The 14047-nt window shown below is 57.0% G+C and carries 15 protein-coding genes and 3 tRNA genes; 10 read left to right on the top strand and 8 right to left on the bottom strand.

From position 1 onward, the window contains the following. Positions 1–17: 17 nt before the first annotated feature. Positions 18–476, bottom strand: coding sequence for a YbaK/EbsC family protein (locus V7Q49_RS12380; protein ID WP_333852245.1), 459 nt, complete (start codon positions 474–476; stop codon positions 18–20). A 332-nt stretch (positions 477–808) separates the two neighbouring features. On the opposite strand from V7Q49_RS12380, the gene V7Q49_RS12375 reads away from it, so the two are divergent. Then, positions 809–2152: a PTS sugar transporter subunit IIC gene (locus V7Q49_RS12375; protein ID WP_142488140.1), complete on the top strand. Its 1344-nt coding sequence runs from the start codon at positions 809–811 to the stop codon at positions 2150–2152. 123 nt (positions 2153–2275) lie between these two features. Here the strand turns inward: V7Q49_RS12375 and fhuF are convergent, their stop codons facing one another. Further along, positions 2276–3064, bottom strand: a complete 789-nt coding sequence (fhuF, locus tag V7Q49_RS12370; RefSeq protein ID WP_333852242.1) for a siderophore-iron reductase FhuF — start codon at positions 3062–3064, stop codon at positions 2276–2278. Positions 3065–3220: 156 nt separating this feature from the next. Between fhuF and V7Q49_RS12365 the strand changes: the two genes are divergently transcribed. After that, a complete protein-coding gene (locus V7Q49_RS12365; RefSeq protein ID WP_333852240.1) occupies positions 3221–3451 on the top strand; it encodes a DUF1435 domain-containing protein in 231 nt (76 codons plus the stop codon). Positions 3452–3490: 39 nt separating this feature from the next. Here the strand turns inward: V7Q49_RS12365 and V7Q49_RS12360 are convergent. The 4 genes from V7Q49_RS12360 to rsmC form a co-directional block, all read right to left on the bottom strand. Beyond that, positions 3491–3576 (bottom strand) — tRNA-Leu (locus V7Q49_RS12360). Between the two features lie 33 nt (positions 3577–3609). Next, a tRNA-Leu gene (locus V7Q49_RS12355) sits at positions 3610–3696 on the bottom strand. Positions 3697–3725: 29 nt separating this feature from the next. Next, positions 3726–3811, bottom strand: a tRNA-Leu gene (locus V7Q49_RS12350). A 140-nt stretch (positions 3812–3951) separates the two neighbouring features. Beyond that, on the bottom strand, positions 3952–4980 hold the full coding sequence (gene rsmC, locus V7Q49_RS12345) for a 16S rRNA (guanine(1207)-N(2))-methyltransferase RsmC (RefSeq protein ID WP_333852238.1): 1029 nt from the start codon (positions 4978–4980) through the stop codon (positions 3952–3954). 102 nt (positions 4981–5082) lie between these two features. On the opposite strand from rsmC, the gene V7Q49_RS12340 reads away from it, so the two are divergent. The 8 genes from V7Q49_RS12340 to V7Q49_RS12305 all read left to right on the top strand — a co-directional run bounded on the left by V7Q49_RS12340 (position 5083) and on the right by V7Q49_RS12305 (position 11490). Then, a complete protein-coding gene (locus V7Q49_RS12340) occupies positions 5083–5496 on the top strand; it encodes a DNA polymerase III subunit psi (protein WP_333852236.1) in 414 nt (137 codons plus the stop codon). Next, entirely contained in the window at positions 5465–5908 is a 444-nt protein-coding gene (gene rimI / locus V7Q49_RS12335; protein ID WP_333852235.1) for a ribosomal protein S18-alanine N-acetyltransferase, read from the top strand. The genes V7Q49_RS12340 and rimI overlap by 32 nt, the downstream gene beginning before the upstream one ends. A 17-nt stretch (positions 5909–5925) precedes the next feature. Next, positions 5926–6603, top strand: coding sequence for a pyrimidine 5'-nucleotidase (gene yjjG, locus V7Q49_RS12330; protein ID WP_333852233.1), 678 nt, complete (start codon positions 5926–5928; stop codon positions 6601–6603). A gap of 90 nt (positions 6604–6693) precedes the next feature. After that, entirely contained in the window at positions 6694–8283 is a 1590-nt protein-coding gene (gene prfC / locus V7Q49_RS12325) for a peptide chain release factor 3 (protein ID WP_333852231.1), read from the top strand. 304 nt (positions 8284–8587) lie between these two features. Beyond that, entirely contained in the window at positions 8588–9205 is a 618-nt protein-coding gene (gene osmY / locus V7Q49_RS12320) for a molecular chaperone OsmY (protein WP_333852229.1), read from the top strand. Between the two features lie 124 nt (positions 9206–9329). Continuing rightward, complete coding sequence (locus V7Q49_RS12315; RefSeq protein WP_002887716.1) at positions 9330–9491, top strand: DUF1328 domain-containing protein; 162 nt, start codon at positions 9330–9332, stop codon at positions 9489–9491. Between the two features lie 149 nt (positions 9492–9640). Then, complete coding sequence (locus tag V7Q49_RS12310) at positions 9641–10711, top strand: patatin-like phospholipase family protein (RefSeq protein WP_333851612.1); 1071 nt, start codon at positions 9641–9643, stop codon at positions 10709–10711. Continuing rightward, positions 10708–11490 (top strand): TatD family hydrolase, encoded by a 783-nt coding sequence (locus V7Q49_RS12305; protein WP_333851610.1) that lies wholly within the window; start codon positions 10708–10710, stop codon positions 11488–11490. Before V7Q49_RS12310 ends, V7Q49_RS12305 begins: the two co-directional genes overlap by 4 nt. Here the strand turns inward: V7Q49_RS12305 and V7Q49_RS12300 are convergent. Both V7Q49_RS12300 and V7Q49_RS12295 read right to left on the bottom strand, forming a co-directional pair. Next, on the bottom strand, positions 11485–12345 hold the full coding sequence (locus tag V7Q49_RS12300; RefSeq protein ID WP_333851608.1) for a YjjW family glycine radical enzyme activase: 861 nt from the start codon (positions 12343–12345) through the stop codon (positions 11485–11487). The genes V7Q49_RS12305 and V7Q49_RS12300 overlap by 6 nt on opposite strands. Continuing rightward, positions 12317–13867: a YjjI family glycine radical enzyme gene (locus V7Q49_RS12295; protein WP_333851606.1), complete on the bottom strand. Its 1551-nt coding sequence runs from the start codon at positions 13865–13867 to the stop codon at positions 12317–12319. The genes V7Q49_RS12300 and V7Q49_RS12295 overlap by 29 nt, the downstream gene beginning before the upstream one ends. Between the last annotated feature and the right edge of the window lie 180 nt (positions 13868–14047).

The following is a 14047-nucleotide window of genomic DNA, read 5'->3' as shown; positions in this document are numbered from 1 at the left end:
CGGGTCTGGCGCAGGGCTTACAGGCAAACGTCCACCCAGGTGGCTTTGGTCAGTTCGGCCATTCGTTCCGGTGATATGCGCACCGCGCTGTGAATGGCACCTGCGGCAGGCAGGACTTCGGCATATTGCCTGAGCGAAATATCGCAGTAGACCGCCAGCGGGGTTTCCAGCCCGAAAGGGCATACGCCGCCGACGGGGTGCCCGGTGATTGTCACCACCTCATCGCTGCTCAGCATTCGGGCTTTCGAGCCAAAGGTCTGCTTCAGCTTTTTATTATCCAGGCGGGCGTCACCTTTGGCGACAACCAGGATCACCTCATCTTTAATTTTTAGCGACAGCGTTTTCGCTATCTGACCCGGCGCGACATTGTGCGCCTCGGCAGCCAGCGCAACGGTAGCGGTACTTTGACCCAGCTCGATGACTTCAACGTCAGGAGCATGCTCAGCAAAAAACTGGCGCACAGACTGCAAACTCATTGTTTCCTCCAGAAAAATACTCTGCGTAATCTGTCATAAGAAATTATGCTCTGTAAATATTCCCTAAGTAACAAAACGCTGATATCAGCGATTTCTGGATCCTCTTCACATTCACGGAAACCGGTTACAGTAACCGGTTGCAGAGCGTGAGGCAGAGATTAATACTGATTACGTCACTTCCCCTGTATCCCATAAATAATAAGAGTCGATTATGAAACCTATCCGTTTGAGCAGTACCGCTGGTAAGCGAACCAGCAAGGTGGTGAAAGTGGTATATGGAAAACCGTGCGGCGTGATTGCGCCCGAAACGATCGTCTGACAGGAGAGCCGTTATGTCTGCCAACCATGCTGCGTTTAACCTGATATTCCGCTTTGTTGAAAACTATGTCAGCCCCATTGCCGGACGCATCTCTTCCCAGCGTCACGTGATGGCCATCCGCGACGGCTTCATCTCCGCCATGCCGTTTATGATTGTCGGCTCGTTCTTATTAGTCTTTGCCTACCCGCCGTTTTCTCCGGACACCACCTGGGGCTTTGCCCGCGCCTGGCTGGATATGGCGAAACAGTTTGAAGGCCAGATCCTGACCCCGTTTGATATGACCATGGGGGTGATGTCCCTCTATATTTGTGCCGCTATCGCCTATAACCTCGGCAAGCACTACGTTAAGTCGCACCAGCTCGACCCCTTCATGTGCGCCATGCTGTCGCTGATGGCTTTCCTGCTGATTGCTGCGCCAAAAACCAAAGGCGCGCTGCCGGTAGACAGCCTCGGTGGGACCGGGATCTTCACCGCCATTCTGGTGGCGATCTACTGCGTGGAGATGATGCGTTTCCTGAAAGCGCACAATATCGGTATCCGCCTGCCCGACCAGGTGCCGCCGATGATCAAGAACTCCTTCGATCTGCTGATCCCGGTGCTGGTGGTGGTGTTAACCCTCTATCCGCTGAGCCTGTTCATCCAGTCTGAGTTTGGCATGCTGATCCCGCAGGCGATTATGGCGATCTTTAAGCCGCTGGTCTCCGCGGCGGACTCCCTGCCGGCGATCCTGCTGGCGGTGTTGATTGGTCATCTGCTGTGGTTTGCCGGGATCCACGGGGCGGCGATTGTCTCCGGGATGCTGCAGATGTTCTGGCTGACCAACCTCGGGATGAACCAGACCGCGCTGGCGCAGAGCGCGCCGCTGCCGCACATCTTTATGGAGGCGTTCTGGACCTTCTTCATTGTCATCGGCGGCTCCGGGGCGACGATGGGGCTGGTATTCTGCTATCTGCGCAGCCGCTCGGCGCACCTGCGTTCGATTGGCCGTCTGAGCGTGGTACCGAGTATTTTCAACATTAACGAACCGGTGATCTTTGGTACGCCGATCGTGATGAACCCGGTGTTCTTTATTCCGTTCCTGCTGGCGCCGATGGTGAATGCGGTGCTGGCGTGGGCGGCGATGAAGCTGGATCTGATTGGTCGTGTGATCTCCGTGGTGCCGTGGACGGCGCCAGCGCCGGTGGGTGCCGCCTGGGCGCTGGGCTGGGATTTCCGCGCGGCGGTGCTGGTGGTGCTGTTAGCCCTCGTCTCTGCCATCATCTACTACCCGTTCTTTAAGGTGTACGAGAAACAGCTGCTGGCGCAGGAGGCCGAAGAGGCCCAGCGTGCCGAAGAGGAAAGTCAGCAGGTGGCGTAACAAAAGCAAAACGGCGACCAGAGGTCGCCGTTTTTAGTGTTTGTACCCTCTCCTCGTGGGAGAGGGCCAGGATGAGGGCATCAGGCCGCACCCAATATCAGACCGCACTCACCCTCCACGAAACTATTTAAGCGTGCAATCCCCGCACTGCTGAACGTCCGGCAGGCGATAGCGCTGGCAGCAGGTGCGTCGTACCAGCAGCCCGTCGCGCGGAACCACAGTGCGGTACAGCGGATTATCACGTCCATCCGACAGCTGGCGGGCAAAGAAAAGGGACTGGCGCAGCGCGTCGACCTTCTCATCACCCAGCAGGGTTTTCATTTCGTTCAGATACCAGTGAATCAAATACCCGGTATTGCTCCAGATAAGCTTGCCGTTGATCTCACCCGTCTCTTCCAGCGCCTCAACAACCGGGATCAGCGCCCGGGTAATCAGCACTTCCATTCTTTGCTGCGCAGAAAGCGACGTCGTCTGGCTGTCTTCCTGGACGTCGATCCAGAAGCAGGCGGCGCGGCCGGTTTCGTGAAACTCAACGTGGAAATGCTCAGGGGAGAGATCCAGTGCCGCGTCCTGGGTAAGCAGGGCCAGCATCATCGGCGGGGCCATCAGCCCGATATACCATTGCGCCCACAGCGACAGCAGCGGCTTGTTCTCGCGCGCCAGGGTGGGCTGATTGCGGTAGATATGATCGGAGTAGGTTGCCAGTAACGACTGCAGCTCGGCGGGGCGTTGCCACTGCGCCAGCGTCAGGGCGTGATGCGGAGCGGTCTCATCCAGCTTGATAACATCCAGCATATGCGCACGCGTCTCGGCAATGGCGTCACGCACCGCGTCCGCAAGCCCTGAAGGCCCGGCCGGAAGGCGGGTTTGCCAGATAACATTCTCAATGACGTGTGCGGAGCGTATGGCCATAATTGGGCTGGATAAAAATCTAAATGATAATGATTGCCAATCCTAACTATAGATAAAACCGTGCGCAAGATTTTTTACACAAATACGCGACACGCTGACAAATGAGAAATTATATCATATGATATTGGTTATCATTATCGAGGTGAGAGACAGATCATGTTGAGCAGAGCGTTAGGGAGTGGATGGGGGGTGATACTGCCGGGAGCGATGATTGTCGGGCTGGCCTTTACCGATCTGTCGCTGGCGGTCTGGAAACTGATTATCGTCTCGGGATTGCTGATGTCATCGGCCATGATCTGGCATAAACAACTGCGGCACTTTGTGCTGCTGCCATCCTGCGTCGCGCTCATTGCGGGAATATGGGTTCTGGCGATGAATCTGAACTGAAAGGATAACAAGAGGGAACGTCGGGGGAGATAAGATAATTGGTGCGAGGGGGGGGACTCGAACCCCCACATCCTAAGGACACTAACACCTGAAGCTAGCGCGTCTACCAATTCCGCCACCTTCGCACAGTCATCTTATTTTTGTTGATATCGCCTCGTTGGTGCGAGGGGGGGGACTCGAACCCCCACATCCGTAAGGACACTAACACCTGAAGCTAGCGCGTCTACCAATTCCGCCACCTTCGCCCAGTGCGAGCAATATCAATCATGGTTGTTGGTGCGAGGGGGGGGACTCGAACCCCCACATCCTAAGGACACTAACACCTGAAGCTAGCGCGTCTACCAATTCCGCCACCTTCGCATACCAACGATACAAAAAAGTATCGCAACCACGGAGGCGCATTCTAGATGTTTTCAGCTGTTCGTCAACAGATAATTGTGCCGGATGTTTTTTTTGTTGCAAAAATGGCCTGATCGGGCAAATCAGGCCGGAGAGAGGCGTTATTTCTTCGCCTGACGGGTCATGATCGCGCGGTAGATCTTAAAGCGACCCGTTTGTGCCAGCACTTCGTGGAAGCCGAAGACTTCATCCAGCACCTTCGGATACGGCAGGAAGGCGTTGGCCACGATGCGCAGCTCGCCGCCGCTGTTCAGGTGGCGTACCGCGGTGCGGATCAGCGTTTGTGCCGCTTCGAGGCTGGTTTCCATCCCGTCATGGAACGGCGGGTTGGAGATAATCATATCGAAACGGCCGGTCACGTCGGAGAGCACGTTGGAGGCGAACACTTCGCCCTCAATGCCGTTTGCGGCAAGGGTCGCGCGGCTGGCTTCGATGGCGGATGCGCCGACATCGGTCAGGGTTAAACGCACCTTCGGTGAGTGGCTGGCGAGTACCGCAGAGAGCACGCCCGCGCCACAGCCGACATCCAGCACTTTGCCTTTGGTGTGCGGCGTGAAGGTGGAGAGCAGCAGCTGGCTGCCGACGTCCAGACCGTCACGGCTGAAGACGCCCGGCAGCGTTTTGATGGTCAGGCCATCTAACTGATATTCGCCCCAGTATTTTTCTGCGTCGAAGGTCGGTTTTTTGTCCAGACGGCCATGATACAGGCCACAGCGGCGGGCGCTGTCGACCTTGTTCAGGGTGGCGTAATCGGCCAGCATCTGCTCGGCGCTGCGCACGCCGCTGCGGTTCTCGCCGATCACGAAAATATCGCAACCCACCGGCAGCAGGGAGAGCAGGTTCATCAGCTGGAACTGGGCTTCAGGTTTATTCTTCGGCCAGTAGTAGATCAGCGTATCGCAGTCGGCCACGTCGCTCTGTTCAGCCACCAGGCTGTAACGGACGCGCTCGCCCATCTGGCGGCTCAGTACCTGCCAGTGGTGATACTGCTGGGTGTGCGCGCGGCTGTCGGCGCACTCGAAACGGGCAGGCAGGTCATCCTGCATATCTCCGGCAAACAGAATACGGCTTTGTTCGAAATCATCACTGTGGCGCAGCAAGACTTCACTTGCCGGGGTAAATGCAGACATGAATTGTTCCTCAATAAACTCAGGCGGGGATTATAGTAGGTAGATGGCGCAGATTCGACACATTTGCTATATTTGCGCGCCTGACAGACAGGAGTTTTCGCAATGGCATCCCGACGAGACAGGCAATTACAGCAGCTGGGCATCACCCAGTGGGCGTTGCGTCGCCCGGCGGCCTTGCAGGGCGAAATCGCCATCTCGCTTCCAGCGCACGTTCGTCTGGTGATGGTGGCACAGAGCCTGCCCGCGCTGAGCGAGCCGCTGATTGCTGACGTGCTGCGCGCGCTTAAGCTGAGTGCCGATCAGGTGCTGCAGCTGACGCCCGAGCGCGTGGCCATGCTGCCCCCCGAGGGGCACTGCAACAGCTGGCAGCTTGGCGTGATGGAAGAGATGACGCTGGAGGGCGGCAACCTGGCCACCCCGGTACTGGACGAACTTAAGGCTAACCCGGCGGCACGTCGCGCGCTGTGGCAACAAATCTGCGAACATGAACACAATTTCTTCCCTCACGACGACTGATTTAGCCCAGGCTTTTGACATCGAAAAACGCGCCCACGCCTTTCCGTGGAGTGAAAAAACGTTTGCCAGCAACCAGGGCGAGCGATACCTCAACTATCGGCTGGACGTCGATAATACCCTGGCGGCTTTCGCCATTACGCAGGTCGTTCTGGATGAGGCGACGCTGTTTAACATCGCCGTGGATCCTGCCTTTCAGCGCCGTGGGCTGGGCAGAGAACTGCTGGAACATTTAATTCGCGAGCTGGAAGCACGAGACGTTTTCACGCTGTGGCTGGAAGTACGCGCCTCGAACGTCGCCGCCATCGCACTCTATGAAAGCCTGGGCTTTAATGAGGCGACGATCCGCCGTAACTATTACCCCACCGCAGAAGGACGTGAAGACGCCATCATCATGGCTCTGCCGCTTGGATAACTAAAAAGGTTGTAACGATGAACTGGGACTGGATTTTCTTTGATGCTGACGAAACGCTGTTTACGTTTGACTCGTTTGGCGGCTTACAGCGGATGTTTCTCGACTACAGCGTGACCTTTACCGCTGAAGATTTCCAGGATTACCAGACGGTGAACAAGCCGCTGTGGGTGGATTACCAGAACGGGGCGATCACCGCGTTACAGCTGCAGCATCAACGTTTTCAGGGCTGGTCCGAGCGCCTCAACGTTCCGCCAGGCGATCTGAACCACGCCTTCCTTAACGCGATGGCAGAAATCTGCGCCCCGCTGCCGGGCGCCGCATCGCTGCTCGCCTCCCTGAAAGGAAAGACGAAGCTCGGGATCATCACCAACGGCTTTACCGCGCTGCAACAGATCCGCCTGGAGCGTACTGGTTTTCGTGACTACTTTGATTTATTAGTGATCTCTGAACAGGTTGGCGTGGCCAAACCGGCAGCGAAAATCTTTGATTATGCGCTGGACCAGGCTGGCAACCCCGATCGGGCGAAAGTGCTGATGGTGGGGGATACGGCCGAGTCCGATATCCTCGGCGGAATGAACGCCGGGCTGTCCACCTGCTGGCTGAATGCGCACAACCGCCCCCTGCCGGAGGGGATCCACCCGACCTGGACCGTGGCCTCCCTGAGCGAACTGGAGCAACTCCTGTGTAAACATTGATTGCCTGCCCCCCATTGATGGGTAAAATAGCCGCATTTTCGTATTCATGATGCGTGGCCTGCTGCCGCGCTTTTTATAGAAGACTCTATTATGACGTTGTCTCCTTATCTGCAAGAGGTGGCGAAGCGCCGTACTTTTGCCATTATCTCTCACCCGGATGCCGGTAAAACCACCATCACCGAAAAGGTGCTGCTGTTCGGACAGGCGATCCAGACCGCCGGTACGGTAAAAGGCCGTGGCTCCAGCCAGCATGCTAAGTCTGACTGGATGGAGATGGAAAAGCAGCGTGGTATCTCGATTACCACCTCCGTGATGCAGTTCCCGTATCACGACTGCCTGGTGAACCTGCTCGATACCCCGGGGCACGAAGACTTCTCTGAAGATACCTACCGTACCCTGACGGCGGTGGACTGCTGTCTGATGGTTATCGATGCCGCTAAAGGCGTTGAAGATCGTACCCGCAAGCTGATGGAAGTCACCCGTCTGCGCGACACGCCAATCCTCACCTTTATGAACAAACTCGACCGTGACATCCGCGATCCGATGGAAGTGATGGACGAAGTGGAGCGCGAGCTGAAGATCGCCTGTGCGCCAATCACCTGGCCTATTGGCTGCGGCAAACTGTTCAAAGGCGTTTACCACCTCTATAAAGACGAAACCTACCTGTATCAGACCGGTAAAGGTCACACCATCCAGGAAGTGCGCGTCGTTAAAGGACTGGATAACCCGGAGCTGAACGCGGCGGTCGGCGATGAGCTGGCAGAGCAGCTGCGTGACGAGCTGGAGCTGGTCAAGGGTGCGTCCCATGAGTTCGACCAGGATCTGTTCCTCGCAGGCGAAATCACCCCGGTCTTCTTCGGTACCGCGCTGGGTAACTTCGGCGTCGACCATATGCTGGACGGTCTGGTGGAGTGGGCGCCGCAGCCGATGCCGCGCAAAACCGACACCCGTGAAGTGGTCGCCAGCGAAGAGAAGTTCACCGGCTTCGTGTTTAAGATTCAGGCCAACATGGACCCGAAACACCGTGACCGCGTCGCCTTTATGCGCGTGGTGTCCGGTAAGTATGAAAAGGGCATGAAGCTGCGCCAGGTACGTACCGGTAAAGACGTGGTGATCTCCGATGCGCTGACCTTTATGGCCGGCGACCGTTCCCACGTGGAAGAGGCCTACCCGGGCGACATCATTGGTCTGCATAACCACGGCACCATTCAGATTGGTGATACCTTCACCCAGGGCGAGATGATGAAGTTCACCGGTATTCCGAACTTCGCGCCGGAGCTGTTCCGCCGTATCCGCCTGCGCGATCCGCTGAAGCAAAAACAGCTGCTGAAAGGGCTGGTTCAGCTGTCGGAAGAGGGTGCGGTGCAGGTGTTCCGCCCAATTTCCAATAACGATCTGATTGTCGGCGCCGTCGGTGTGCTGCAGTTCGACGTGGTGGTTGCCCGCCTGAAGAGTGAATACAACGTTGAGGCGATTTACGAATCGGTCAACGTGGCGACGGCGCGCTGGGTTGAGTGTGCTGACGTGAAGAAATTCGAAGAGTTTAAGCGTAAGAACGAAATCCAGCTGGCGCTGGACGGCGGCGATAACCTCACTTATATCGCCCCAACCATGGTCAACCTGAACCTGGCGCACGATCGTTACCCGGATGTTCAGTTCCGCAAAACCCGCGAGCACTAATCCCTTCTCAGAGCACGGCAGCCGCCGTGCTCTGCTTAAATCCCTGCCTTATTAAACCCTTACGGAATGTTCTTAATTCATCATCTTTTGTTACTTGTTGCTCGTTTTTTAGCCAATTCTGAAAGCAGCGTCGCGAGAGTGATCTATATTTAACTCAGTGTTTAACACCGGGCGCAGATGAAAGCTCCACTCAATGCGTGTTGATAAGGTTCTCATCTCGCCCGAGTGTTGATTGAAAGTATGAAAGACTACTAACACGTGATGATTGACGCTCGAATTCGGAGCAAAACACAGGAATACATCGATGAATACTAAAAAATTGAAGATTTCGAAAACTCTGCTGGCGGTAATGATGGGTAGCGCTCTGGTATGCGGTTCTGCAATGGCAGAAACCACGACCACCGAAAAAGCGCACTCCACAGCAAATACCGCTGGAGAAAAAATCGATAACTCTATGAATAAAGTCGGTAACTTCATGGATGACAGCTCTATCACAGCTAAAGTAAAAGCTGCACTGGTGGACGCTGATGATATCAAGAGCACCGATATTTCCGTAGAAACCGAGAAAAACGTGGTCACGCTGAGTGGCTTTGTTGAAAGCCAGGCGCAGGCTGAAAAAGCCGTAGCCGTGGCGAAAAAGGTAGAGGGTGTGACCTCTGTCAGCGACAAACTGCACGTGCGTGACGGCAAAGAGCAGTCAGCCAAAGGCTATGCCGGCGATACTGCAACGACCAGCGAAATCAAAGCTAAACTGTTAGCGGATGACATCGTGCCATCACGTAAAGTGAAAGTTGAAACCACCGATGGTGTTGTTCAGCTGAGCGGTACGGTGGATTCTAAGGCACAAAGTGACCGTGCTGAGAGCATCGCAAAAGCCATTGATGGCGTGAAAAGCGTTAAAAACGATCTGAAAGTTAAATAAAACACGACAATCGTCCTTCTGGCTGAGGCCAGAAGGCGAGATAAGAATTACACCTTAGATATCGCCGTGAGCAACCTGAGCGCTCACCATGCGGTCGACATTAACTATGGTTAAGGAGAGTCTTATGTTTCGTTGGGGCATCATTTTTCTGGTTATCGCGTTAATTGCCGCCGCTCTTGGTTTTGGTGGTCTGGCGGGTACTGCGGCGGGCGCGGCGAAAATTGTCTTCGTCGTCGGTATTATCCTGTTCCTGGTTAGCCTGTTCACCGGACGCCGTCGTCCATAGCTCAGGTTATGGGTACGTTAACGAAAAGGGCTCATGCTATGCATGAGCCTTTTTTTATGGCTGACGTTGATCAGCATCGGATTTGAGTCATACGCCGGGTATACGCTACTGTGTAGTAACAGAACAAAGATAAAAACAGGAAAGCAGAGGTGGGGCAGCGAATTCCGGTCACGCTCGGCAACATTGCGCCGCTGGCGCTTAAACCTTTTCAACCAGGCCAGATTGCCCTGGTGTGTGAGGGCGGCGGACAGCGAGGGATCTTCACGGCTGGCGTGCTGGACGAATTTATGCGCGCGCAGTTTAATCCGTTCGATCTCTATTTCGGCACCTCCGCCGGGGCGCAGAATCTGTCGGCCTACGTCTGTAATCAGCCGGGTTACGCCCGCAAAGTGATCATGCGTTACACCACCTCCCGCGACTTCTTCGATCCGCTGCGCTTTGTGCGCGGGGGCAATCTTATCGATCTCGACTGGCTGCTGGAGGCCACCGCCAGCAAAATGCCGCTGGCAATGGACAACGCCTCGCGTCTGTTCGATAGCGGAAAAGCCTTCTGGATGTGCGCCTGTCGCGGCGACGACTACTCGGCCAGCTATTTTTCTCCGCAAAAAGAGAACTGGCTGGATATCCTGCGCGCCACCAGCGCGATCCCCGGTTTCTACCGCACCGGTGCGGCGCTGGACGGCATCGCCTATCTCGACGGTGGGGTCAGCGACGCGATCCCGGTGCAGGAGGCGGCCCGACGCGGAGCCCAGACCATCGTGGTGATCCGCACCGTGCCGTCGCAGATGTACTATACGCCGCAGTGGTTTAAGCGGATGGAGCGCTGGCTGGGAGACAGCAGCCTGCAGCCGATGCTGAACCTGGTTTCCCATCACGAGGCCAGCTACCACAGTATCCAGCGCTTTATCGAGAAGCCGCCGGGCAAACTGCGGATCTTTGAAATCTATCCCCCGCGTCCGCTCAACAGTATGGCGCTGGGCAGCCGCGTGCCCGCCCTGCGGGACGACTACAAAACCGGGCGCCTGTGCGGGCGCTATTTCCTGGCCACGGTGGGCAAGCTGTTGGCCGAGCGCCCGCCGCTGCGCCGCCATCAGCAGCTCATCACCCCTGCGCCGGTGGTGGTTCCCCCGGCAAGCGTGGCCAACGATGTGGTCACCACGCCGCTGGTGATTGCGCCTGAGGCCAATGACACCCTGTTTGATAACGAGGATCTGGCGTGACTTACCGCTTTATCGATACCCATTGCCACTTTGATTTTTCGCCTTTTACCGACGATGAGCCCGCCAGCATCCAGCGCGCCGCCGACGCCGGGGTGATAGGGATTGTGGTGCCGGCCATTGATGTGGCGAGCATCGACCGCGTTCTGCGTCTCGGGGCGCGCTATCCAACGCTGTATATGGCGCTGGGCCTGCACCCGATTGTGATCGAATCCCATCAGGATGCGCACCTGGAGCAGCTGGAAGCGGCGCTGGCCGCACGTCCGGAAAGGCTGGTGGCGGTGGGGGAGATCGGCCTCGATCTCTATCGGGAGGATCCTCATTTCGATCGTCAGGAGGCGATCCTCGACGCACAGCTGAAGCTGGCGAAACGCTACGATCTGCCGGTGATCCTTCATTCCCGGCGCACCCATGACAAACTGGCGATGCACCTTAAGCGCCAGGATCTGCCCCGGACCGGGGTGGTACACGGTTTTGCCGGCAGCCTGCAACAGGCGCAGCGCTTCGTAGAGATGGGGTATAAAATCGGCGTCGGAGGCACTATTACCTATCCCCGGGCCAGCAAAACTCGCGATGTCATGGCTCAGCTACCGCTCTCCGCTCTGCTGCTGGAAACCGATGCGCCTGACATGCCGCTCAACGGTTTTCAGGGCCAGCCTAACCGCCCGGAGCAGGCGGCGCGGGTATTTGCCACCTTATGTGAACTGCGTGACGAGCCCGCGGATGAGATCGCCGACGCGCTGCTGCACAACACCCGCAGGCTGTTCGACCTGCCGCTATAGGTAGAGCGCGGGGCGGATCACCCTGATCTGCGCCCGCTCCAGCACCTCCGCAAGCGGTTCGACATCCTCTGCCGTGGCGCTCCGCCAGTGCCGGGCTTCGCCATAGACGCCGTGAGCGTGAAAGGCGTTGATCCTCACCGGCACGTCCCCTAAGCGGCGAATAAATGCCACCAGCTCCCGACGGTGCGTCAGGTAATCACAGCGATCCGGGATCACCAGCAGACGCAGCTCGCTCAGCCGCTTGTGGGCGGCCAGCCAGCGGATGCTGCGCTTGATAACGGTGTTGTCGCGTCCGGTCAGATAGCGGTGATGTGCATTGTCCCAAGCCTTAAGATCCAGCATCGCCCCGTCAAACACCGGGAGCAGTTTCTGCCAGCCGGTTTCGCTTAACAGGCCGTTGCTGTCCACCAGACAGGACAAATGCTGCAGCTGCGGATCGGCTTTCAGAGCCGAAAACAGCGCCATCAGAAACGGCAGCTGGGTAGTGGCCTCCCCGCCGCTGACGGTGATACCTGAGATAAAGGGCGACACCTTGCGGATCTGATCCATTACTTCCTCCACGCTTAAACGCAGCGCCATGGGCGTCGCCTGCTGCGGACACATCTGCAGGCAGGTATCGCACTGCTGGCAATGCGCGTCATCCCACCAGACCCGTCCGGCCTGGACGTTCAGCGCGTCATGCGGACAGTGCGGCACGCAGGCGGCGCAGTCGTTGCACCGGCCTATCGTCCACGGGTTGTGGCAGGTTTTGCAGCGCAGGTTACAGCCCTGCAGAAACAGGGCCAGGCGGCTGCCGGGCCCGTCGACGCAGGAGAAAGGGATAACCTTACTGACTAAAGCGCATCTGTTGTTCATGGCTTATCACGCGCGGCTGGCGTTCCAGAATGCGGGTATTGCGGGCGGCCTCTTCACCCAGCCAGGTGGTGTTGGTGCGTGAACCTGCGGCGCGGTATTTTTCCAGATCGGAGAGTCGCACCATATAGCCGGTGACGCGAACCAGATCGTTACCCGAGATATTGGCGCTGAACTCGCGCATTCCGGCGCGGAAGGCACCCAGACAGAGCTCCACCACCGCCTGCGGATTGCGTTTTATGGTTTCGTCCAGGGTCAGGATGTCGCTGATCCCGGCGTGATAGTGTCGGTGATGCGGCGCGACCGCCAGCAGATGGCTGATGGGGTCGGGCTCATCGCCATAGGGCAGGCGTGCTCCCGGCGTGGTGCCGACGTCAGAGCTGATCCCCGACTGGGCATGCAGCAGGGCGCGCTGCTTCCAGCCATGTCTGACCGGGGTATTTTCCACAAAGGCCGCCAGTTGCTCGCTGATGCGATACCCCAGCGCATTGGCCTCATCGTCCTTACCGTAGCGCCCTTTAAGCCCGGCTTTTTCGCTCAGCACATTCACCGCTTCGGCCAGGCCATACATGCCGAACATCGGCACGAAACGATCGGGATCGATCAGCCCTTCCTTAACCAGGAAGCTATTCTCAAAGAAGCCGGACTGTTGGTACAGGAAGTCGCAGCGCGCATCGATGATGGCGATCTGCTGCTGACAGTAGTGCGGCAGCGTGCGGGTGAAGAAGTCTTCAAGCGTATCGCTCTGTTCGGCGATGGCTTTCAGGTTAAGGCGCACCAGGGTGCTGCCTCCGCCCGCCAGCGGCAGGGAGTTGTAACAGCTGACCACCCCAAAGCCGTTTTTTGTGAAAATTTTATCATTTACCGGCCCGTTGGCGATATGCGGTTTACTGCATTCGCAGATGTTGCTGGCCACCTCCAGCAGCAGATCGTCCGGGGTGATCTCAGGATCATAAATAAAGGTCAGATTGGGTGAAACCTGCTTAAGCTCTGCATCGGCGCGTAAAATAGCGCGCGTTACCGGGCCATCGGCCGGACCAATATTCGCATGTACGAAGGCATCCGGCAGGGTGCGGTCGAGATAGCGCCAGAAACGTTTTATTCGAATATCGATTTCTTCTTGTGTTAGAATTCTAACATACGGCTGCAACAGCGTATCGAGATGGCCGAGGAACACCGGCATGCCGGTCACGGACGGAACGTGGTGGTACAGGATAGTTAACAGCGACAGAGCATCGTCCAGATCCTGCGCCCCTTCCAGCTCCAGCCATTCCGAGCCCTGTTTCAGGAACACGGCATAGTCGGGTAGCACATAGCGCGGCTTGTACGGCGCATGGCCCTCAAACATATCGCAGATGAATCCCGCCTCCAGCGCCTGGCGCGCTTCGGGGGCAAGCGTCGGGTAGGGCAGGTTGTTTTCTGCCTCCAGCGCCAGAAAATGGCGTTTTTGTTCGGGGCTTAACACCGGGCTTGTCACAATTTGCTGGCAACGTTGTTGCAGGGCATCGGGGCTGGAGGGGGACATGGTCGCTTCCTTATTGTTCTGCAGTGATGGGGAAGGATTGTAGAAAGAGTCCCGTCGGCCGCCTTTGATCCCGCGCGTGTGCCTGGCGCTTTCATCAGCAGTTGCAGCTAAATTATTTGAAGTGGATCTCATTACGGTTATGCAAATTTGTACGCGTATTTCATTAACTGTGATGAATGT

Source organism: Leclercia sp., from assembly GCF_036780805.1.
Lineage (GTDB): Bacteria > Pseudomonadota > Gammaproteobacteria > Enterobacterales > Enterobacteriaceae > Enterobacter.
Note: the sequence above shows the minus strand (reverse complement) of the source record. Positions and strands in the feature narration are given on the sequence as shown.